The organism is Mycobacterium sp. 050134 (genome assembly GCF_036409085.1).
GTDB lineage: Bacteria > Actinomycetota > Actinomycetes > Mycobacteriales > Mycobacteriaceae > Mycobacterium.
The window spans coordinates 54,816-73,727 of sequence record NZ_JAZGLV010000028.1 but is presented as its reverse complement, the minus strand read 5'-3'; the positions used below and the strand labels follow the sequence as shown (position 1 = coordinate 73,727).

22 protein-coding genes are annotated in these 18,912 nt (G+C 69.0%); 7 read left to right on the top strand and 15 right to left on the bottom strand.

Annotation, left to right across the window (positions count from 1 at the left end; genetic code table 11):
• The first annotated feature begins 254 nt into the window (after positions 1–254).
• Complete coding sequence (locus SKC42_RS24770) at positions 255–653, top strand: hypothetical protein (protein ID WP_330966879.1); 399 nt, start codon at positions 255–257, stop codon at positions 651–653.
• A gap of 27 nt (positions 654–680) precedes the next feature.
• Positions 681–938, top strand: a complete 258-nt coding sequence (locus SKC42_RS24765; protein ID WP_330966878.1) for a hypothetical protein — start codon at positions 681–683, stop codon at positions 936–938.
• Here the strand turns inward: SKC42_RS24765 and SKC42_RS24760 are convergent.
• Both SKC42_RS24760 and SKC42_RS24755 read right to left on the bottom strand, forming a co-directional pair.
• Positions 935–2,446, bottom strand: coding sequence for a HAMP domain-containing sensor histidine kinase (locus SKC42_RS24760; RefSeq protein WP_330966877.1), 1,512 nt, complete (start codon positions 2,444–2,446; stop codon positions 935–937). The genes SKC42_RS24765 and SKC42_RS24760 overlap by 4 nt on opposite strands.
• Positions 2,443–3,132, bottom strand: a complete 690-nt coding sequence (locus SKC42_RS24755) for a response regulator transcription factor (protein WP_330966876.1) — start codon at positions 3,130–3,132, stop codon at positions 2,443–2,445. The genes SKC42_RS24760 and SKC42_RS24755 overlap by 4 nt, the downstream gene beginning before the upstream one ends.
• Positions 3,133–3,238: 106 nt before the next feature.
• Here SKC42_RS24755 and SKC42_RS24750 point away from each other — a divergent pair, with 106 nt between their 5' ends.
• Positions 3,239–3,493: a hypothetical protein gene (locus SKC42_RS24750; protein WP_330966875.1), complete on the top strand. Its 255-nt coding sequence runs from the start codon at positions 3,239–3,241 to the stop codon at positions 3,491–3,493.
• A 30-nt stretch (positions 3,494–3,523) separates the two neighbouring features.
• Here the strand turns inward: SKC42_RS24750 and SKC42_RS24745 are convergent, their stop codons facing one another.
• Complete coding sequence (locus tag SKC42_RS24745) at positions 3,524–4,888, bottom strand: MFS transporter (protein ID WP_330966874.1); 1,365 nt, start codon at positions 4,886–4,888, stop codon at positions 3,524–3,526.
• Between the two features lie 60 nt (positions 4,889–4,948).
• Here SKC42_RS24745 and SKC42_RS24740 point away from each other — a divergent pair, with 60 nt between their 5' ends.
• Complete coding sequence (locus SKC42_RS24740) at positions 4,949–5,422, top strand: nitroreductase family deazaflavin-dependent oxidoreductase (protein ID WP_330966873.1); 474 nt, start codon at positions 4,949–4,951, stop codon at positions 5,420–5,422.
• Here the strand turns inward: SKC42_RS24740 and SKC42_RS24735 are convergent.
• From SKC42_RS24735 to SKC42_RS24725, 3 genes are read right to left on the bottom strand one after another with little or no spacing between them, the layout of a single operon-like run.
• Positions 5,419–5,775: a DoxX family protein gene (locus SKC42_RS24735; RefSeq protein WP_330966872.1), complete on the bottom strand. Its 357-nt coding sequence runs from the start codon at positions 5,773–5,775 to the stop codon at positions 5,419–5,421. The genes SKC42_RS24740 and SKC42_RS24735 overlap by 4 nt on opposite strands.
• 17 nt (positions 5,776–5,792) lie before the next feature.
• Positions 5,793–6,935, bottom strand: coding sequence for an SPFH domain-containing protein (locus SKC42_RS24730; protein WP_330966871.1), 1,143 nt, complete (start codon positions 6,933–6,935; stop codon positions 5,793–5,795).
• Positions 6,936–6,971: 36 nt separating this feature from the next.
• Entirely contained in the window at positions 6,972–7,409 is a 438-nt protein-coding gene (locus SKC42_RS24725; protein ID WP_330966870.1) for an NfeD family protein, read from the bottom strand.
• Between the two features lie 59 nt (positions 7,410–7,468).
• Between SKC42_RS24725 and SKC42_RS24720 the strand changes: the two genes are divergently transcribed.
• Positions 7,469–8,380 carry a hypothetical protein gene (locus tag SKC42_RS24720; RefSeq protein ID WP_330966869.1) on the top strand — a complete coding sequence of 304 codons (912 nt, stop codon included), beginning with the start codon at positions 7,469–7,471 and terminating at the stop codon, positions 8,378–8,380.
• A 4-nt stretch (positions 8,381–8,384) separates the two neighbouring features.
• Here the strand turns inward: SKC42_RS24720 and SKC42_RS24715 are convergent, their stop codons facing one another.
• The 4 genes from SKC42_RS24715 to SKC42_RS24700 form a co-directional block, all read right to left on the bottom strand.
• On the bottom strand, positions 8,385–9,392 hold the full coding sequence (locus tag SKC42_RS24715) for a ferrochelatase (protein ID WP_330966868.1): 1,008 nt from the start codon (positions 9,390–9,392) through the stop codon (positions 8,385–8,387).
• Between the two features lie 6 nt (positions 9,393–9,398).
• Positions 9,399–10,208, bottom strand: coding sequence for an NADH-dependent enoyl-ACP reductase InhA (gene inhA, locus SKC42_RS24710; RefSeq protein WP_330966867.1), 810 nt, complete (start codon positions 10,206–10,208; stop codon positions 9,399–9,401).
• Between the two features lie 50 nt (positions 10,209–10,258).
• Entirely contained in the window at positions 10,259–11,026 is a 768-nt protein-coding gene (fabG1, locus tag SKC42_RS24705) for a 3-oxoacyl-ACP reductase FabG1 (protein WP_330966866.1), read from the bottom strand.
• Between the two features lie 128 nt (positions 11,027–11,154).
• Positions 11,155–11,298: a transposase gene (locus tag SKC42_RS24700; RefSeq protein WP_330966885.1), complete on the bottom strand. Its 144-nt coding sequence runs from the start codon at positions 11,296–11,298 to the stop codon at positions 11,155–11,157.
• Positions 11,299–11,521: 223 nt separating this feature from the next.
• Between SKC42_RS24700 and SKC42_RS24695 the strand changes: the two genes are divergently transcribed.
• Together SKC42_RS24695 and SKC42_RS24690 are read left to right on the top strand one after the other, a co-directional pair.
• Entirely contained in the window at positions 11,522–12,826 is a 1,305-nt protein-coding gene (locus tag SKC42_RS24695; protein ID WP_330966865.1) for an EspA/EspE family type VII secretion system effector, read from the top strand.
• A gap of 107 nt (positions 12,827–12,933) precedes the next feature.
• Positions 12,934–13,293 carry a type VII secretion target gene (locus tag SKC42_RS24690; protein WP_330966864.1) on the top strand — a complete coding sequence of 120 codons (360 nt, stop codon included), beginning with the start codon at positions 12,934–12,936 and terminating at the stop codon, positions 13,291–13,293.
• Here SKC42_RS24690 and SKC42_RS24685 read toward each other — a convergent pair.
• From SKC42_RS24685 to ripA, 5 genes are all read right to left on the bottom strand, one after another.
• Positions 13,271–14,278 carry a VWA domain-containing protein gene (locus SKC42_RS24685; RefSeq protein ID WP_330966863.1) on the bottom strand — a complete coding sequence of 336 codons (1,008 nt, stop codon included), beginning with the start codon at positions 14,276–14,278 and terminating at the stop codon, positions 13,271–13,273. The two genes, SKC42_RS24690 and SKC42_RS24685, sit on opposite strands and share 23 nt — an antisense overlap.
• Positions 14,275–15,186 carry a DUF58 domain-containing protein gene (locus tag SKC42_RS24680; RefSeq protein WP_442932252.1) on the bottom strand — a complete coding sequence of 304 codons (912 nt, stop codon included), beginning with the start codon at positions 15,184–15,186 and terminating at the stop codon, positions 14,275–14,277. The genes SKC42_RS24685 and SKC42_RS24680 overlap by 4 nt, the downstream gene beginning before the upstream one ends.
• Before the next feature lie 35 nt (positions 15,187–15,221).
• Positions 15,222–16,355 (bottom strand): chaperone MoxR1, encoded by a 1,134-nt coding sequence (moxR1, locus tag SKC42_RS24675; protein ID WP_330966861.1) that lies wholly within the window; start codon positions 16,353–16,355, stop codon positions 15,222–15,224.
• A gap of 155 nt (positions 16,356–16,510) precedes the next feature.
• Positions 16,511–17,245 (bottom strand): NlpC/P60 family peptidoglycan endopeptidase RipB, encoded by a 735-nt coding sequence (gene ripB / locus SKC42_RS24670; protein ID WP_330966860.1) that lies wholly within the window; start codon positions 17,243–17,245, stop codon positions 16,511–16,513.
• A gap of 25 nt (positions 17,246–17,270) precedes the next feature.
• Positions 17,271–18,716 (bottom strand): NlpC/P60 family peptidoglycan endopeptidase RipA, encoded by a 1,446-nt coding sequence (gene ripA, locus SKC42_RS24665; RefSeq protein ID WP_330966859.1) that lies wholly within the window; start codon positions 18,714–18,716, stop codon positions 17,271–17,273.
• Between the last annotated feature and the right edge of the window lie 196 nt (positions 18,717–18,912).

Sequence of the window (18,912 nt, the reverse complement as noted above, 5' to 3'; positions counted from 1 at the left end):
CCAAAACGCCGGCATCCTCGAACGCAACACCACACTCGAACCCACAACACTCCTCAAGCCAAAAGGGGTGTTGCATCGATCCCTTGAAACCACCGCCGGCATCGCGACCACTGCGGCAATCTCGGCCCCGAATAGCTGGAACCGGCCGGTTGCTGAAGCGAACCTGAAGATCTGCGCCTCACCCGCTCTCTTCAGGTTGGGTTCAGGCCGCGTTCCTAGCGTCGCCGTTATCGCCACGACGACGAGGAGGCACAGTGATCAGCGAGGAACCCACTCCCAGCGCGGCGGCTCCGCAGGACAAGGCCGCCCTTCGCACCGACACCCCGAACCCATCCGTGATCCACCGGCATCCCGTCGGCGTCGCGGTCGGCAGCGGGCTGATCGGACTGGTGGTGGGGGCCTTCGGGGCCGCCGCCCTGGTCGGCTTGTGCGGGCCCCCGCCTCCGCCGCCCCCGGGCTTTGGCCCACCGCCCCCCGGGGCGTGGGGACCCCCGCCGCCCCCGCCGCCCTTCGCCTTCCACCCGCCCCAGGGACCGTGGGGCGTTCCACCCCCGCCGGGAGCCTCGGCCGTTCCACCCCCGCCCGGCCAGCCGCCGCAGCCTCCCGGGCCACCGCCCGCCCCCGCCACGCCCCCGCCGCCACCGAGCCGCTGACCCCACCGAACAATAAGGAGAAAGTCGATGACGTTGAAGCAATTGATCGCTGGTTCGCTGTTGGCGGGCGCCCTCGGGGTGACCGCGTCCGGGCTCGGCACGGCGGTGGCCGGCGCCGAGCCGCCACCCCCGCCGCCAGGACTGGGACAACCCGGGCCCCCGCCGCCCGGCGGTCCCGGCTTTCCCGGCGGACAGTTCGCGCCGCCGCCAGGACCGGGCGGACCGGGTGGCCCCGGCGGGCCCTTCGGGCCGCCACAGCCGGGAATGCCGCAGCCGGGGTTCTAGCCGGCCCCGGCGAGCGGCAGGGTGAGCCGGAAATGCCCGCCGTCATCCCGCGAAAGACACACCAGGTCGCCGCCGTGGGCACGCGCCAGTGCCCGGGCGATCGGCAGGCCCAGGCCGGCGCCGCCGTGGTCACCGGTCCGCCCGGGATCGAGCCGCACGAGCCGCTCGAAGATGCGTTCCCGCTCGCCGATCGGGACGCCCGGCCCGGTGTCGCTGACGGTGACCTCGGCGGTGTGGTCGGAGCTCCGGAGGTCGATGGTGATCGCGCCGCCCGCCGGGGTGTGCCTGCGGGCGTTGTCGAGCAGGTTGGACAGGATCTGCGCCAACCGGCTCGGGTCCGCCCTGACCTCGAGGTCACCGAGGCCGGTCCGGATGACCGTGAGCCGCGGCGCGAGCATGGCGGTGCGGTCGGACTCGGCGTCGACGATCGCGGCGAGATCCACGTCCTGCACGTCCAGCGGAAGGCCGGCGTCCACCCGGCTCAGGTCCAGCATGTCGGCCACCAGCCGACCGGCGCGCCGCGCATCGGAGAGCAGCAGGCTGGCCCGCCGGTACTGCCCCCGGGCCGCCGCGTCGTCCTGGTGCTGCGCCGCGCTGCTCGCGACCTGTTCGGCGGCGGCCTGGATGCCGGCGATCGGGGTGCGCAGCTCGTGTGCGGCGTCGACGAGAAATTGCCGGGTGGCGGTTTCGGCGCGCTGGGCGGCGTCAGCGGCCTGTCGGGCGCGGCGTTCGGAGGTCTCGAGCGCCTCCAGCATCCCGTCGAAGGCGCCGGCCGCGCGGCCGAGCTCGGTGTCGGTCCGCTTTGGGCGCAACCGCCGGCCGCGGTCGCCGGTTGTGATGTCGGTCGCCAGCGCGGTGAGCCGCTCCAGCGGCCGCAGCGCGACCCGGCTGACGGCCAGCGACAGCAGCGCCGCCACCAGCAACGTCACCACACCGGCGCCGATCATCAGCTGCCGGAGCTGGCGCGTCACCTGGGTGGTCTGCGTGGTGTCGGCGACCAGGATGACCCGGCCGCCGTCGGACAAGGGGTGCACCACCTGGGTGGCCGTCGCGTCCGGGGGTGCGGGCGGCCCGTCGGGGGGCGGCGGATAGCCCGGCGGCGGGGGCGGGTAGCCGGACGGCAGGTAGCCCGGCGGCGGGGGCGGGTAGCCGGGCGGCCCGATCGGGGGGACGAAAGCTCCGCCCGCGCCGCGCGGGTCGATCGCGGTGTCGCCGTACGCCGTGCCGTCGGCCGCGACCACGAGCGCCCGCACCGTTCCGCCGTTGAGCTGGGCGGCGATCTGGTTCGGCGGGGTGCGGGCCAGGACCAGCGCGTCGGCGCGCGACGTCGCCGCGAGTAGCCGGTCGTTGAGGTCGCGACGCGCCTGAGCGCGCAGGCTGAAGTCGATGACCAGACCCAGCACCAGTAAGAGGACGGCGAGCAGCCCGAGCACCAGGACGGTGACCCGGCGCTGCAGCGACGGTGTGGGCGTGGCGGGATCGACCGTCGCCGGATGATCGGCCGTCATGACCGGGGCGGGTTCAGTCGGTAGCCGATGCCGCGGACCGTGTGCAGCATCCGAGGCCCGTGTGCCTCGAGCTTGCGCCGGAGCCCGCTGACGTGGACCTGGACCAGGTTCGGGTCATAGGCGTCGTAGCCCCAGACCGCGTTGAGGATCTGGGTGGCGCTGACGATCCGGCCGCGCTGCTCCACCAGGAAGTTCAACAGCCGCAGCTCCGTGGCGGTGAGGCCGAGCGGCCGGCCGGCGCGGGCGGCGACGCCGGCTTCGACGTCGAGCACGAGGTCGCCTACCTGCAGCGCCCGCGGCAGCCGCCCGCGCCGGCGCAACACCGCGCCCACCCGCGACACGAGTTCGGCCAGCTCGAACGGCTTGACCACGTAGTCGTCGGCGCCGCCGTCCAGGCCGCGCACCCGGTCGTGCAGCGCGTCGCGGGCCGTGATCATGACGATGCCGATGTCGCACCACTCGCGGATGACGTCGATGAGCGCGAAGCCGTCGCGGCCCGGCAGCATCACGTCCAGCACCACCAGGTCGGGCCGCAGCCCCTCGAGGGCGTCTTCCAGCCCGGCGCCGTCGCACCGGACGTCGGTGTGATAGCCGGCGTCCGTGAGCGCCTCGCCCACCATCTCCCGGATCGTCTCGGAATCCTCGACGACCAGCACCCGCGGTGCGCCGCGGCGCGATTCAGCCATGTCCCATTCTTAGCGCCGCGATCCTGAGATCCAGCTGAAGGCGCTCGCGCAGCAAGCCGCAAGCCGCAGTTAGGGTTGGCCGCACACGACTACTTCGGGACGTCACATGAGCAACCTGCCACCCCCGCCCGCCACGGCCGACCCGGTCCGTCGCCACTCGACGGCCGTCGTGGTCACCGCCGCCCTGGCGGGCTTCGTCCTCGGCGCGATCGCGGCGTTCGCCCTGACCGGGCTCGTGTTCAGGGTCCGCGTCGAACTTCCCCCGCCGCCGTACCCGTCGGTGCTGTTGACTCCGTCGGCTACCCCCACCGCGCCGAGCGCCGTGCCCGCGCCCCCGCTACCGCCGGGCCCTCCGCGCTGACCCGGATAAGGCCGAGCGCGGGCGCAGAAGCTAGTCCGAAGGCTGTTCCTCCAGCACGGCGCGGGCCGTTTCACCGCCCGGCAGCGGCCTGCCGGCCACTTCCGGGGTGAAGAACAGCGTGACGGTGCCGATCAGGCCCGCAAACATCAGCATGTACGCCGGCCACATCGGGTTGCCGGTGCCAGCGACCAGCGACTCGGCGATCAGCGGCGTGGTACCGCCGAACGCGGACACGGCGACGTTGAACCCGATCGACAGGGCGCCGTAGCGCACGCTCGTCGGGAACAGCGCCGGGAGAATCGCCGGCTCGAGGCTGCTCAGGAACAGCATCGCCGAGCCGACGAGCAGCACGCCGGTGAACTTGGTGAGATAGCCGTCGCCGTACCGCATCAGCGAGAACGCCGGGACCGACACCGCCAGAAGCAGCCCGCATCCCGTCCACATCAGCGGCTTCACCCCGATGCGGTCCGACAGCTTGCCGACGGACACCACCGCCGTCATCAGCAGCGCCAGCAGCACCAGGACCATCGCCAGGGCCATCGTGTCCGGCAACTCGACGGTCTTCTTCAGGTAAGTCGGCACGTAGCCGCTGATCATGTAGCTCGTGTCGCTGATGGCCAGTTCCAGCCCAACGCACAGCAGGAGCGGCCGCCACTGCTCCACGACCGTGCGCCGGAACTGCCCGCGTTGCGGATGGGCCAGGGCGTCTTGGTGCGCCCGCTCGTAGACGGGCGACTCGTCGATCCTCGACCTCAGGTACAGCGCGATCAGCCCGAGTGGGGCGGCCAGCAGGAACGGAATCCGCCAGCCCCAGGCCAGCATGGCGTCCTTCGGCAGCGCGGTGTCCAGGACGGTGACCAGCACCGCCCCCGCCACGAACCCCCCGAGCGTGCCGAGCGGCAGGAACCCGGCCAGCATCCCGCGCTGGTGATCCGGAGCGTGTTCGTCGATGTAAGTCATCGCGCCGGCGTACTCCCCGCCCGAGGACAAGCCCTGACAGACGCGGATGGCGGTGAGCAGGATCGGCGCGGCGATCCCCAGGGTGCTGTAGCCGGGCAGCACGCCGGTCGCGGCGGCGCACACCGCCATCATCGAGATCGTCATCACCAGCACGGGCTTGCGCCCGATGCGGTCGCCGAGCGGGCCGAAGATGAACCCCCCGAGCGGCCGCACGACGAAGCCGGCCGTCATCGTGCCGAAGGTGGCGATGAGGTTGCCGGCCCCGGCGTTGTGACCGGGATAGAACGTCTCGGCCAGCAGGGTGGCGACCAGGCTGAAGAGGGTGAAGTCGTACGCCTCCATGAAGTTGCCGATCGCGGTGCCCTGGATCGACCGGTGTGTCGCACCACTGTCGACGACGATTGCTTCGTCGGAGGCCCCAGCAGAATGACTCATTGAGAATGCTTCATACCCTGAACTGCCTGCATCCATGCGGCGTTTGCAAGGATGTAACGGATGCCAGAAGCCCGCTTGGCCGCCCTCGGCGCCCGGTTGCTGCGGTCGCGCCGCCTGATGCGTGCGCCGATCTGGATCTTCAGGGCCAGGGCCGGTGCGCTGTTCGGCTCGCGGATCCTGATGCTCGAGCACACCGGGCGCAAGTCGGGCCTGCCGCGGCACGCGGTCCTCGAAGTCGTCGGCCACCCATCGCCCAACGCCTGGATAGTGGTTTCCGGATTTGGCCGGAAAACGCAGTGGCTCCGCAACATTGAGGCCAACCCGCGCGTGCGGGTCTATGTCGGCAGTAAGCCGCCCCGGCAGGCCACCGCCCGCCCGCTGACCCAGGACGAGGTCGACCGCACGCTGGCCGCCTACCGAACGGGTCACCCCCGGGCGTGGGAACGATTCAGGCCGGTGCTCGAGGCGACGCTCGGGGCGCCCGTCACCGAGACCGGGACGCCGCTGCCGATGGTCGAGTTGCGCCTGCGCTAGCCGCGCTCGGGCCCCTTGACCGTCATCGCGGCGAACAGCGCCAGGAATGACGCGGCCGGAAGAGCCTTGACCGGCTTGTCGCCCGCCCGGACGTGGGCGCCGACGGCAAGGGTGAAGTACAGCGTCAGCATCGCCGTCGTGAGGCGGGCCAACGCCGGGAACCAGGTGACCGAGATCAGCCCGATGGCGGCCGCGCCCTTGACGACCGGCAGCACCGGCCGCACGTTCTCCGGGAGTCCCACATCGTCCAGGGTCTTCTTGATGGGGGCGAGCGGGACCGCGCAGGCCACCGCGTCGACGGCGTGGAACGCGGCAAGTCCCGCATAGGTTTTCGGCGACGTCAAAGCAGTCATCCGGCAATCCTATTGCGCTACTGCGTCAGTTCCGGAGGAGCCCCGTGCGCGCCGTCCACCGGTTGGCGCGCGATCGCCTCGGCCTTGGCCACCGCTTGCGCGATCGCCGGGTCGGTCTCGGTGGAGAACCAGTCGGCGACGTCGGCGTCGTCGTCGGCGCTGTGCTTGGGAGCGTCCTCGACCGGGGATGGCTGGAACCGGAACACCCCGTCGTCGCCCGGCGCGCCGAGCAGCTTGGTGAACCCCTGCAGCGCCGCGCTGAAATCGCTGGGCACCACCCAGACCTTGTTGGCGTCGCCGCGCGCCATCTCGGGCAGCGTCTGCAGGTACTGATAGGCCAGCATCTCCGGGGTCGGCCTGCCCGCCTTGATCGCCGCGAAGGTCTTCTCGATCGCCTTCGCCTGCCCCTGCGCCTGCAGGTAGGCCGCGGCGCGCTCGCCCTGGGCGCGCAGCATCCGGGATTGCCGGTCGGCCTCGGCGGCCAGGATCGCGGCCTGCTTGGCGCCCTCGGCCGCCAGGATCTGGGCCTGCTTGGCGCCCTCGGCCTGCTTGATCGCCGCCTCCCGGGTGCCCTCCGCGGTGAGGATCATCGCCCGCTTCTCCCGGTCGGCCTTCATCTGCTTCTCCATCGACGCCTGGATCGACGGTGGCGGGTCGATGCTGCGCAATTCCACCCTGGCCACCCGCAGGCCCCACCGGCCGGTGGCCTCATCGAGCACGCCGCGCAGCTGGCCGTTGATCTGGTCGCGCGAGGTCAACGTTTGCTCGAGCGTCATCCCGCCGACCACGTTGCGCAGCGTGGTGGTCGTCAGCTGTTCGACCCCCACGATGTAGTTACTGATCTGGTAGACCGCCGCCTGCGGGTTGGTGACCTGAAAATAGACGACGGTGTCGATGTTCAGCGTCAGGTTGTCCTCGGTGATCACCGGCTGCGGCGGAAAGGACACCACCCGCTCGCGCAGGTCCACCCGCGCGCGGACGCGGTCGATGAACGGCACCAACAGCGTCAGCTGCCCGCTCACCGTGCGGCTGTAGCGGCCCAGCCGTTCGATCACGGCCGCCTCGGCCTGAGGGATCAGCGCCACCGATTTGGCCACCACGACGACGGCGAAAATCACCAAAACGGCCAGCAACACCAACCCAGCTACCGCACCTTCCACGGCGGTTCCTTTCTCTCGCAGTGCCTCTCGCGGCCGCTAAAGACCGCTCCGGAAGACCACCGCCGTGGCGCCATCAATGCGCATGACGGTCACCGACTCGCCGGGTTCGAAAACGTCAGCCTCGTTCAGCGGGCGCGCCGTCCACACCTCGCCGTCGAGCTTCACCCGGCCCTCCTCGCGGGCTACGCGGTTGAGCACCAGCGCGTTCCTGCCCTCCAGCGCCTTGACTCCGGCCGGTAGCGCAACCGCCGGCGTCAGTCGCCGCCGCAGGGCGGGACGGACCAGGACCAGCAGCAGGAGGGAGACGATCAGGAACACCCCGCCGTTGGCCCACACCGGCCAATCGGTCAGCCAACTCGTCGCCGAGGCGGCCAACGCGCCGCCGCCGAGCATCACCAGGAACAAATGGCCGGTGAGCGCCTCGGCACCGGCAAGCACCAGCGCGAATATCAGCCAGGCGACCGCGGCGGGCATGCGGTCAGAATACGCGCGCCCCCCGCCTTTGCCGGATCAAACAACTACACTGCGAAATCATGTGGTGTCCTAGTGTCTCGCTGTCCCTGTGGGCCAACGCCTGGCTCGCCGGCAAGGCCGCGCCCGACGACGTCTTGGACGCGTTATCGATATGGGCGCCAAAGCAATCGGTCACCGCGTATGATGCCGTCGCCGCGGGTCATACCGGGCTGCCGTGGCCCGACGTGCACGACGCCGGCACCGTGTCGCTGCTGCAGACGCTGCGCGCGGCGGTGGGCCGGCGGGCGGACGGTCCCGGGCGATTGCGCGGGTCGATCAACGTGGTCATGCCGGTCCCCGGTGACGTGCGCGGGCTGGCCGCGGGAACGCAGTTCTCGCGTGACGCGCTGGCCTCGGGTGAGGCGGTGATTATCGCCAGCCCGGACGACCCAGCCACCGCCGTCGGCCTGGTTCCCGAGTTCTTCTACGACGAGTTCGACGAGTCGGACATCCCCGAATCGCTGGCGTGGACGGTGTACTCGCTGCCCGCCGCGCCGGCGTTCGACCACTACGAGCTCGGCGACGCCGAATACAGCTTGCGTTCGGCGGTGCGGTCGGCCGCCGACGCGCTCGGCGAGATCGGGCTGGCTTCCGCCGCCGACGTCGACGATCCCCGCGCCCTCATCGAGCAGCTGTTGGAATCGGCTCGCCAGCACCGTATTCCCGACCACGCGCCGACGCGTGCGTTGCGGGTGCTGGAGAACGCCGCGCACGTCGACGCGATCATCGCGGTCAGCGCGGGGCTGAACCGGCCGGCCGACTCGCCGGACCGCTGCGCGGCGCCGGTGGTGGCGGGGATGGAACCGATCGGCGCGCAGTCGTCGTCGGAGGCCCGGATCGCGAGCGACGCGCTGCGGCCGCTGAGCGCCGTGGTGCGGTCGGCGAGGATGGCCGCGGTCACCGCGATCCTGCACTCGGCCTGGACGGACTAGTCTGTTAGGTCGCTCGCGCGACGCAATGCGGCGGCAGACATGGCTCGCCGTTGACGCTGGCGAGACATCCCGCCACCGGTTCCGGGCCCGAAACCCGTTCGGGCGCTTGACCGGAACGCAGCTCGTCGATCAAACCCGCAGCCAACCGGGCGAATCGGCGGTCGGCGTTTGGGGTTGTGGCCCGGGCCAGCGCAATTCCCGCCGCCTCGGCCTGCACCCGCAATTCGTTGTCGAGGTCCCACACCACCTCGATGTGGTCGGCGACGAACCCGATGGGGCAGACCACGACGGCCCGGACGCCGTCGTCGGCCAGCGCCGTGAGGTGGTCGGCCACGTCGGGCTCGAGCCAGGGCACCTGGGGCGGACCGGAGCGCGACTGCCACGCCAGGTCATAGTCGGCGTAGCCGGCCGCCGCCGCGACCAGGCTCGCGGCGTAGGCGACTTGGCGGCTGTAGAGGTTCGGGCCGCAACGACCGTCGGCGGCCACCGGGATCGAATGCGCGGTGAACACCAGCCGCGCGCCGGCGGGCACGGCGCCGGCCGCGTCGGTAATCGCCCCGGCGAACATCTCGACGAACAGCGGGTGGTCGAAATACGGCCGCAGCTTCACCAGTTCAGGGGCGCGCGGGCCGGCGGCGCGCCGCGCCCGGGCGATGTCCTCCACGTACTGCGCACAGCTCGAGTAGCCGCTCCACGCCGACGTGGTGAACACCGCCGCGCGGCGAACGCCGTTGTCGCGCATGGTCGCGACGGTCTCTTCGACGTAGGGGTTCCAGTTGCGGTTGCCGAAGTACACCGGCAGCTCGAGCTCGGCTTCGAGCTCGGTGACCAGGGCGCGGTTGATTCCGTTGATCGGGGACACACCGCCGAAATGCAGGTAGTGCTCGGCGACCTCGTCGAGGCGTTCGGGCGGCACGTTGCGGCCCCGGGTCACGTTCTCCAGGAACGGCCGCACCTGCTCGGGGCCCTCCGGCCCGCCGAAGGACAGCAGCAGGACGGCGTCGAATTCCATTGGTGGCTACAACAACTGGGTGCTGGCGCCGCCGTCGGCGAAGATGACGGTTCCCGTGGTGGCCGGCAGCCAGTCGGACAGCAGGGCGCACACCGTCTTCGCCACCGGCGTGGCGTCCTTCATGTTCCAGCCGAGCGGGGCCCGCTGATCCCAGCCCTCCTCGAGCAGGCTGATCTGCGCGCCGGCCTCCTCGCCGAGGGCTCCGCCGACGATCGCGCTCATCGCCAGCGTCCGGATCGGGCCCGCCGCAACGAGATTGGACCGCACGCCGTATTTGCCGGCCTCGCGTGCGACGAACCGGTTGACCGACTCCAGCGCGCTCTTCGCCACCGTCATCCAGTTGTAGGCCGGCATCGCCCGGGTGGGGTCGAAGTCCATGCCGACGATCCCGCCGCCGGGGTTCATGATCGGCAGCAGCGCCTTGGCTAGCGAGGCGTAGGAGTAGGCGGAGATGTGGATGCCCTTGGACACGTCCTCGTAAGGCGCGTCGAAGAACGGGTTGATGCCCATCCCGCTTTGCGGCATGAATCCGATCGAATGCACCACGCCGTCAAGCTTGTTGCCCGCGCCAATCACCTCGGTCACGCGGTCGGCCAGCGTCTTGAGGTGCTCCTCGTTCTGCACGTCCAACTCGACCAGCGGGGCCTTGTTCGGCAGCCGGTCGGCGATGCGCTGGATCAGCCGCAGCCGATCGAACCCGGTGAGCACCAGTTCGGCGCCCTGCTCTTGGGCCACCCGCGCGATGTGGAACGCGATCGACGAGTCGGTGATGATCCCGGTGACCAGAATCCGTTTGCCTTCGAGCAGTCCTGCCATGTCCGTCCTTAATGTCTTGTGCCGTCGTGCGCCCTACGCCGTCGTGAAGATCAGTGGCCCATGCCCATGCCGCCATCGACCGGGATGACCGCACCCGAGATGTAACTGGCGTCCTCGGACGCCAGGAAGCTGACCACCCCGGCGACTTCGGCGGCCGTGCCGACCCGCTTCGCCGGGATGAATTGCAGTGCGCCCTCCTGGATCCGCTCATCCAGCGAACGGGTCATGTCGGTGTCGATGTACCCCGGGGCCACCACGTTGGCCGTCACGTTCACCTTCGACAGCTCGCGGGCGATCGAGCGGGCCATGCCGATCACCCCGGCCTTGGAGGCCGCGTAGTTGGCCTGGTTGCCGATGCCCCAGCTGCCGGAGACCGAGCCGATGAAGATCATGCGGCCGAATTTCTTTCGCTGCATGCTGCGCGCCGCCCGCTGCGCCACCCGGAACGCCCCGGTGAGGTTGGCGTCGATGACCTTCTCGAACCTCTCCTCGGTCATCCGGATGAGGAAGGCATCCGCGGACAGGCCGGCGTTGGACACCAGCACCTCGACCGGGCCCTGGTGTTCCTCGACCTCTTTGAAGGCCCGGTCGACGGCATCGTTGTCGGTGACGTCGCACTCGACACCGAACAGGCCTTCGGGCGCGCCGGATCCGCGGTGCGTGACGGCCACCTGGTGGCCGTCGGCGGCCAGCCGCCGTGCGATCGCGAGGCCGATTCCCCGGTTTCCGCCCGTCACCAGGACCGAACGGGAGACGAATGCGGGCCTGCCGCCGTCGGCGGCGACGTCGGTGGCGTTCTCGGTGGCCGTGTCAGTCACCCGGCCAACCTATCGCCTCGATGGGGCGGGGTTGAAATCTCCCCCCTGCCAGGCCGCGAGCGTAACCACGTTGCGATTTTTGGGTTCCGATTTCGCGGTGCGGTTACGCTCGGATGCGATGTGGGTGGTCATGGCACACTTCCCTGCACCCGGAAGGCAACATCGGTGGTGCACAACCGCTCGATCTGACGAGACGGACGCGCCCCACCGCAATAGGCATACACCAGCAACCCCAACAGCGTCCGCGGGTCATAGGCCGCCTGCCGTGGAATCGATCAACGCCCGCTACCGGCGGGGCCTATTGATCACCCTGATTAAATCAAGCGCCGCAAGGGTCGCCCTTGTCCCAAGGCAACTATTCCCAGCCCTGAACAGGTCTTTTCACGGCTTTTGCACGCCAGCGAGCGACGTGATCGGTGGATACGCATACCGGGGCGAATGATTTCTGCATGGACCTTTGCCGCTGAGCACTAAGCTCGTCAATCGTGCACAAAAATGGCGCACACGATCGAAGAGCGCGGAGGGACAAATAGCGGTATGCCGGGAACCAGTTGGTTTAACGGGATCCACAATCTCGTTTACGCGGTTCAAAGAGGGCAGGGCGCGACCGCCGCTGCCTATCAAGAAGATTGGCTTAGCTTCGGAGCCAATCTGGGTGCGGTCGGCGGCAAAGCCACCTGGTATTTGAGGGATAAACTGCCCAAACTGGCCGACGGATTGAAGGCACCAGGGCCCACGCCCACGCCGACAACTATTATTGACACCGCGATGATATTGATCTCGCTTATGGATCTACTTAACGGTTTTTGGGTGCCCGACGACGGACTTGATTTTGACACAGGTCATAAGGATTTTGAAAACACATATCTCAACCTAGAACTCGGCCAATCGGATGTGTCGAAATGGGATGGTGATGCAGCAAGGCGCTACGCCACCCTGAACAAAGAACTTCAAGACCTCGCCGCAAAAATGCAGATGCTAGATACAAAAATGCAAACGTGCCTGCAGGAACACGGCGAAGCGGTCCAGAAGGCGCACGAAGTTATTGCGCTGGCGGTGATGTCTCTTTTCATCGCTGAGGGCATAGCGCTACTCATGTGGGCGTGGCCGGTTATCGGACCCAACTGGTCGGTGGCATTCCAAATAGCGACTGTCACGACGTTACTGCTAACGGTCTGCCAGTCCGAACACGCCGTAGTCAGATCGTCGCACGACAAATCAGCGTTGATCGAGGCGGTGACCAACGACTACAGCGATGTGCTCGACCGAGCGACGGCTCTGGCAGCATTCGCCGCGGGTGAGATCCCCGAAACTCCAGAGAAGAGCATTCCCCCCAATCCGGCCACCTCCACCACCATATCCATGATGTCGGGCCCGAGCGCTAGACCGACAGTCATGTCGTTGGCACACATCGCTGGAAAGACATCGACGGGCGGTCGCGCTGCCCCCGGCACTTCGACGTGCGATCTCGAGCCGGCAGGAAACGCAGAGATATCAGATCACGCGTTAATGGCCATTGAGGTCGGCGATGCCGAATTGCGCTCCGCCGCACTTGGTTCGGCACGCTTGTATGGATGGCCGCCGACCCCTGGGGCTCAACGAGGCCAAGCAGCGGTGCACACAACAAAGACTGAGCAGGTCGGCTCCGAGCACGTCTACTGTGCCGCCGAGGGGGAAGGTGCCGAGCCGAAGGTAGATACCGGAGACGCACAGCGTGCGCTACTCGACGTACCGATCACTCGAGCCGCAACCACATGCGCAGCCCTCAGTACGGCCCAAACGGCGGCCCCAAAACTCTGATCGGACGGCTCGCACTGTTGAATACGCGGACCGCGAGTTTTTCTTGGCACGCTTCGAGCACCGCAACGCACTCAGACCCAGACAACTCCGAGCCTAGGGACAACTCCATGATCGATCTGACCGTCGACCCGCGTTACCTGAAAGAGCTTGCGCAGTATCAAGACCAAGCCGCGGTCCACTCCAGTAGCGGGGCCACGGCAGCCGAGGAAACCGCCACAAACCTTTGGGTGACCCATGGCGTAATCAGCGGATTATCCAACACTGCGGCGGGCCGCTGTGTGAACGTGCGCCGCGCCGCGGGTGTCGCCATGGCTGATGTCTCAGCCCGTCTTGCTACGGCGTTGCGAATCGCAGGCCGACTCTATGCGAACGTCGAAGAAGACTCGAAGGACACGGTCGACGCCGTTCTGTTCGATCAATCGAACGTACTCCGGGTGGCGGAGATCAGGTCGGCAAGCGACGGTTGATCAGCAGCGCCGCCAGCGCCGCCAGCGCCAACACCAGCGCACCCAACCGCACCCAACCCACGCTCGCGTCACCCTTGATGGTCTCGTAGCCGATCTGCTGCTGCAGGGTCGCGTAGACGGCCTTCAGCTCGGCCAGGCTCGCCGCGTTGTACCAGGTCCCCCCGGAGAGCTCGGCGACCTTTTTCATCGTGGAGTCGTCGACGGGCACCGGCTGGCGCTGGTCGTTGATCTCGACGAACCCGTACGGGGTACCGAACGAGATCGTCGAGATTGGCACACCCTGGTCCTTGGCGGTGCGGGCGGCGGTGAACGCCCCCTTGGGGTTGTCCGGATTGGTCGGCATCGTCTCCTTGCCGTCGGAGAACAGCACGATGCGCGCCGGCGGCGGGGTGTCACCGCCGCCGATCACCGCGCCGACCGTGGCGATGGCCTGCAGGGCCGTGAAAATCCCCTCACCGGTCGCGGTGCGGTCGGCGAACTGCAGCTTGTCCAGCGCGGCCTTGGTCGCGTCGCGGTTGGTCGTCGGCTGCACCAGCACGGTCGCGGTGCCCGCGTATTCGATCAGCCCGAGGTTGATGCCCGGCGTCAGCTCGCCGGCGAACTGCTTGGCGGCCTCCTGCGCGGCCGCCATCCGGTTGGGCTGCACATCGGTGGCGCGCATCGACTGCGACACGTCGATCACCAGCATCACCACCGCGCGGTTGCGGGGGATCCGGACGTCGTTGGTGGGGCCGGCCATCGCGATGGTGAATGCCACGAGCGCGATCACCAGCAGGATCGCCGGGATGTGCCGCCACCGGGAGGGCCGTTTGGGGGCGACGCTCTCCAGCAGTTCCATGTTGGCGAAGCGCAGCATCCGCCGCTGGCGCGCCAGCTGCATCACCACGTACAGCGCGGCCAGCCCGGCGACGACGACGAAGAAGAGGAAGAACCACGAATGCGCGAAACCCGACAACGACATCGCGCCGAAGAACGGCAGCGTCACTGCCGTCCCGCCATAGCCCCCCGCCGCCGGGATTCGACGAAGCGGACGATGTCGGCGATCCAGTCGCGGTCGGTGCGCAAGGTCATCACCGGGGCCCCGCAGCTGCGGATTGTGCGGGCCACCTCCGCGCGGTGCGCGGCCGCGGCCTTGGCAAAATCGTCGCGCAGCTGGGCGTCGATGGTGAACTCGCGCGTGACGCCCGATTCCGCGTCCTGCAGCACCACGTCGCCCACGTCGGGCAGCTCGACGTCACGCGGATCGAGCACCTCGATGGCCAGCACCTCGTGCCGGGCCGCGACCGCGCGCAGCGGGCGCATCCAGTTGATCGGCCCCAGGAAGTCGCTGATGATCACCGCCATCCCCCGGCGACGTTCGGGCCGGCGCAGCGCGTCGATGGCCAGCGCCAGATCACCGCGCACCCCCACCGGCGCCCGGGGCGTCGTGGCGATGGTGCGCAGCAGCGTCTGCTCGTGCTGCCGCCCCGACCGCGCCGGCACCCGGGTGATGGTCGCGCCGTTGGCGATCACGGCGCCGAACCGGTTGCCGCCGCCGCTGTTGAGGTAGGTGATCGCCGCGGCGGCCGCGACGGCAAGGTCGCGCTTCTCGCAACCGACGGTGCCGAAGTCCAGGCTGGCCGACATGTCGACGACCATCCACGTCTCCAGCTCGCGGTCGGCGATCATCTGTCGCACGTGTGGGTGCGTGGTGCGGGCGGTGACGGCCCAGTCCATGCGCCGGACGTCGTCGCCGGGCTGGTACTCGCGCGACTCCCCCGGCTCCGAGCCGGGTCCCGGGATCAGGCCCAGGTGATCCCCGTGCAGGACGCCGTCCAGCTTGCGGCGGACGGCCAGCTCGAGGTTGCGCAGCGCCGCCGACAGCTTCGGGTCGTCGATCTGGCCGCGCTGCATCGACGGTGGGTGGCGCACCGCCGGGTTGGGGTCGGTCACCGACCGCCGGCCGCTCCGGCGGCCTGCATCACCGGCGGTACCGACTGACCTTGCTGCGGAACGGCGTTGACCTGCGGCAGGGCGACCGTCTGCAGGATCCGGTTGATGACAATCTCCGGCGAGATCTCGTCGGCGAGCGCGTCATAGGTGAGGACCAGGCGGTGCCGAAGGACGTCGGGAATGACGTCGACGACGTCCTGCGGGATCACGTAGTCGCGGCCCCGCACCAGCGCGAGTGACCGGGACGCGGCGATGATGCCCAGCGAGGCGCGCGGGGACGCACCGAACGAGATCCACATCTTGACGTCGTTCATGCCGAGCTGCTCGGGGTGCCGGGTGGCCGTGACCACGCGCACCACGTAGTCGACGAGCGCGTGGTGGACGAAGTTGTTGGCCGCGATGCCCTGCAGCCGCAACAGGTCGCCGGTGTCCATGATCTGCTTGGGCTCCGGCGGCCGCACACCCATCCGGTAGATGATCTCCCGCTCCTCTTCCGGGGACGGGTAGCCGACGTTGATCTTGAACAGGAAGCGGTCCCGCTGGGCCTCGGGGAGCGGGTACACGCCCTCATGCTCGATCGGGTTCTGGGTAGCCATCACCAGGAACGGGTTGGGCAGCGGGAACCTCTTGCCACCGATGGACACCTGACGTTCCTGCATGACCTCCAGCAGCGCCGACTGCACCTTGGCCGGCGCGCGGTTGATCTCGTCGGCGAGCAGGAAGTTCACCACCACTGGACCGAGCTCGGTGTCGAACTCCTCCTTGCCCTGCCGGTAGATGCGGGTACCGATGATGTCGGTGGGCACCAGGTCGGGCGTGAACTGGATGCGGGCGAACGTGCCGCCCACGACCTTTGCGAACGTCTCGACCGCCAGCGTCTTGGCGACGCCGGGGACGCCCTCGAGCAGGACGTGGCCCTTGGACAGCAGGCCCACGAGCATCCGCTCCACCAGCTGGTCCTGGCCGACGATGATCCGCTTGACCTCGAAGATCGCCCGCTCCAGCGTGTGCACCTCGGCGGCCAGGTTGTCGCCGCCACCCGAGGACGCCTCGTGGGCCGGCTGGCCGGGATGACCGCCAGGGGCCGAGTAACCGCTGGCGCCCGGGGGCGGCCCACCTGCTGTTGTCATGAACTACTACCTTCCACGGCTAGAACGGGACACGACTGCTGGCACGACCAATGTCGAGGGGCAGCGCTGTGCCCGCGTTCAACTATTCCAGGCGGTCCGGAATCCGTCGACGCTGGTCGCCGGCCCCCGGCTAACACCGGGAGGCCATACCAGGATCAGTACTCGATGATCCTAGTCAGGAACGGCGTCATACCGGGCTTGCGGACGGGGCTCACGGTGACGTGGCCCGCGAGGCTGGACGCCTCGAGCATCTGGCCGTTGCCCAGGTACATGGTCACGTGCTGGCCACCATTAGGCCCGTAGAAGATGAGGTCGCCGCGCCGGGCCTGGTCCGGGGGAATGTGCCGGCCGGCGTTGTACTGGTCGCCGGAGAACCGCGGGATCAGCACGCCGACACCGGCGAAGCCGTAGCGCATCAGGCCCGAGCAGTCGAACCCGTTGATGTTGGCGCCGTCGCCGACGCCCTTGCTCGGACCGTCCAGCGAGCCGCCACCCCAGGAGTACGGCACCCCCATTTGGGAGCCCATCCGCTTGATCACGTACTCGACGGCCTGCCGGCCGTAGACCCGCGGGATCTTGCCGCCCGGGTTGGCGGCGGCGGCGGGTGCGGGGGCGTCGTTGCCACCGATGTTGATGCCGAGCCCGCCGAGGAACTGCTTGCCCAGATCGAACGTCGTCTGGGTGGCCTGGGCGGTGGCCTGCAACGAGGCGTTGGCGACGGCCAGCGGGTCGCCGGGGGCACCGGCGCTGATCATCGCGGGCAGGGTGGGGTCCCACCCGCCGGGGTCGGCCGCGGCCACCGGGGCCGGACCGGCCACCGACAGCATCAGTCCGGTCACCACGGCGGCGATCCAGGCGAAGGTCATCGGGCGAAAACGCTTGTGACGCATGGCTCCTCGTTTGCTACTCACTCGTTCACCACTCGATGTACCGAACCACGTAGGGAGTCATGCCGCTGGTGCGCACCGGCGCCACGCGGACCTTCAGGCCGATGTCGGGCGCCTCGAGCATCTGGCCGTCGCCGAGGTAGATGGTCACGTGCTGGCTGCCGCCCGGGCCGTAGAAGATGACGTCGCCGCGCCGCATCTGGGAGGACGGGATCTTGCGCCCCAGGTTGTACTGCGACCCCGAATAGTGGGGCAGCTTGATGCCCACCCCGGCGAACGAGTACAGGACCAGGCCCGAACAGTCGAAGCCGGTGATGCCGGCGCCGGAGTCGATACCGCGGCTCGCACCGGCCGCGTTGCCACCACCCCAGGAGTAGGGCACGCCGATCTGCGACATCCCGCGCCGGATCACGTACTCGGTGGCCTGACGCCCGTACACCCGCGGAATGCGCCCCGCGGTGCCGCCGGCCGCGTTGGTGATGCCGGTGTCGTCGGGCTTGAGGATGCCGAGCTGCTGCAGGAATCCGCGGCCCATGCTGGCGGTCACCTGCGTGGACGTCGCCGAGATGCCCAGCACCTGGTTGATCACCGCGATCGGGTCGCCGGGGACATTCGCGCTCGGGACCATGGGCAGCGTCGGGTCCCAGCCATCCCAGCGGCGGGCGCCGCCCTGCGGCGCGAGCGCGCCGGGCGACCCGCCGTCCCAGCGGTCGCCCGACGTGGGGGCGCCGGAGCCGCCCTGCCCAGCCGACCACTGCCGCGAGGCGGCCTCGCGCTTCGCCGCGTCCAGCCTGGCCTGGGCGGCGTCACGCTGGGCCGCCAGCCGGGTGATCTGCCCGCGCTGGTCGTCGAACTTCTGCTTGGAAGTGGTCAGCGCCGCGACGGCGGCGTCCTGGCTGGCTTTGGCGTCGGCCGCGGCCTTGTCGGCCTTCTGCTTGGCCAACCGCGCCGCCGATTCCCTGTTCACCTGCTCGGTGCGGGCGCGCTGCAGCTTGGCCATCACCTCTTGCGAGCTGGACGTCAGCGCCCGGGAGGCGGATTCGGTGGCGAGGATGTCCTCTGGACTGCGCGCGGTGAGGTAGCTCCCCGACGGCCCGTTCATGTAGGTGGCGGCGGCGAAGGTGTCAAAGCGCTGTTGCGCCGCGGCGATCGCCGCGTTGGCATCTTTGACGGCCCCTTGGCTGTCGTCCAGGTCGTGTTGGGCGGCGGCCACGTTGTCGCGCGCGGTTTCGACGTCCACCAGCGCCTTGTTGACGCTCTCCTGCTCGGACTGAATTTCTGCGCTCAGGTCCTCCAGGCGCTGATTGGCCTTGGCGACGTCGGCGATCAGCGCGGCCATGCCGTCGACATTCGGGTCGGCGTCCGCCAGACCCGGCGTGCAGAACAACAGGGCCGCACTCACGATCGACGGCACGACCGGCCGAACCAGCCTCGCGGCCGGTCGCGCGGAAGACCCCAAGCGTGCGCGTCTCATTCGACTCAGGTCTCCCTACGGCTCAACGCGGACGGCGGCGCCGGCCACGCTTCTGGCCACGGCGCCCAAGACAACACCAGCATCATTTGCACCGTACGTCACAAGAGACGCCATGCAAGCGCTCAAAACAAACTGCGCTCAGGACGTGCGTTTACTGTGACCGAATGGTGACCTGCGATGTTTGCCGCCCGACCGA

What these genes read in the sequence shown, in the direction of transcription:
- SKC42_RS24735 (WP_330966872.1), bottom strand. Translation starts at nt 5,775, where the DNA reads ATGACTGCTTTGACGTCGCCGAAAACCTATGCGGGACTTGCCGCGTTC.
- SKC42_RS24745 (WP_330966874.1), bottom strand. Translation starts at nt 4,888, where the DNA reads ATGAGTCATTCTGCTGGGGCCTCCGACGAAGCAATCGTCGTCGACAGT.
- SKC42_RS24750 (WP_330966875.1), top strand. Translation starts at nt 3,239, where the DNA reads ATGAGCAACCTGCCACCCCCGCCCGCCACGGCCGACCCGGTCCGTCGC.
- SKC42_RS24690 (WP_330966864.1), top strand. Translation starts at nt 12,934, where the DNA reads ATGATCGATCTGACCGTCGACCCGCGTTACCTGAAAGAGCTTGCGCAG.
- SKC42_RS24765 (WP_330966878.1), top strand. Translation starts at nt 681, where the DNA reads ATGACGTTGAAGCAATTGATCGCTGGTTCGCTGTTGGCGGGCGCCCTC.
- moxR1 (WP_330966861.1), bottom strand. Translation starts at nt 16,355, where the DNA reads ATGACAACAGCAGGTGGGCCGCCCCCGGGCGCCAGCGGTTACTCGGCC.
- SKC42_RS24680 (WP_442932252.1), bottom strand. Translation starts at nt 15,186, where the DNA reads ATGCAGCGCGGCCAGATCGACGACCCGAAGCTGTCGGCGGCGCTGCGC.
- SKC42_RS24695 (WP_330966865.1), top strand. Translation starts at nt 11,522, where the DNA reads ATGGCGCACACGATCGAAGAGCGCGGAGGGACAAATAGCGGTATGCCG.
- SKC42_RS24740 (WP_330966873.1), top strand. Translation starts at nt 4,949, where the DNA reads ATGCCAGAAGCCCGCTTGGCCGCCCTCGGCGCCCGGTTGCTGCGGTCG.
- SKC42_RS24755 (WP_330966876.1), bottom strand. Translation starts at nt 3,132, where the DNA reads ATGGCTGAATCGCGCCGCGGCGCACCGCGGGTGCTGGTCGTCGAGGAT.
- SKC42_RS24725 (WP_330966870.1), bottom strand. Translation starts at nt 7,409, where the DNA reads ATGCCCGCCGCGGTCGCCTGGCTGATATTCGCGCTGGTGCTTGCCGGT.
- SKC42_RS24720 (WP_330966869.1), top strand. Translation starts at nt 7,469, where the DNA reads ATGTGGTGTCCTAGTGTCTCGCTGTCCCTGTGGGCCAACGCCTGGCTC.
- SKC42_RS24715 (WP_330966868.1), bottom strand. Translation starts at nt 9,392, where the DNA reads ATGGAATTCGACGCCGTCCTGCTGCTGTCCTTCGGCGGGCCGGAGGGC.
- SKC42_RS24760 (WP_330966877.1), bottom strand. Translation starts at nt 2,446, where the DNA reads ATGACGGCCGATCATCCGGCGACGGTCGATCCCGCCACGCCCACACCG.
- inhA (WP_330966867.1), bottom strand. Translation starts at nt 10,208, where the DNA reads ATGGCAGGACTGCTCGAAGGCAAACGGATTCTGGTCACCGGGATCATC.
- ripB (WP_330966860.1), bottom strand. Translation starts at nt 17,245, where the DNA reads ATGCGTCACAAGCGTTTTCGCCCGATGACCTTCGCCTGGATCGCCGCC.
- ripA (WP_330966859.1), bottom strand. Translation starts at nt 18,716, where the DNA reads ATGAGACGCGCACGCTTGGGGTCTTCCGCGCGACCGGCCGCGAGGCTG.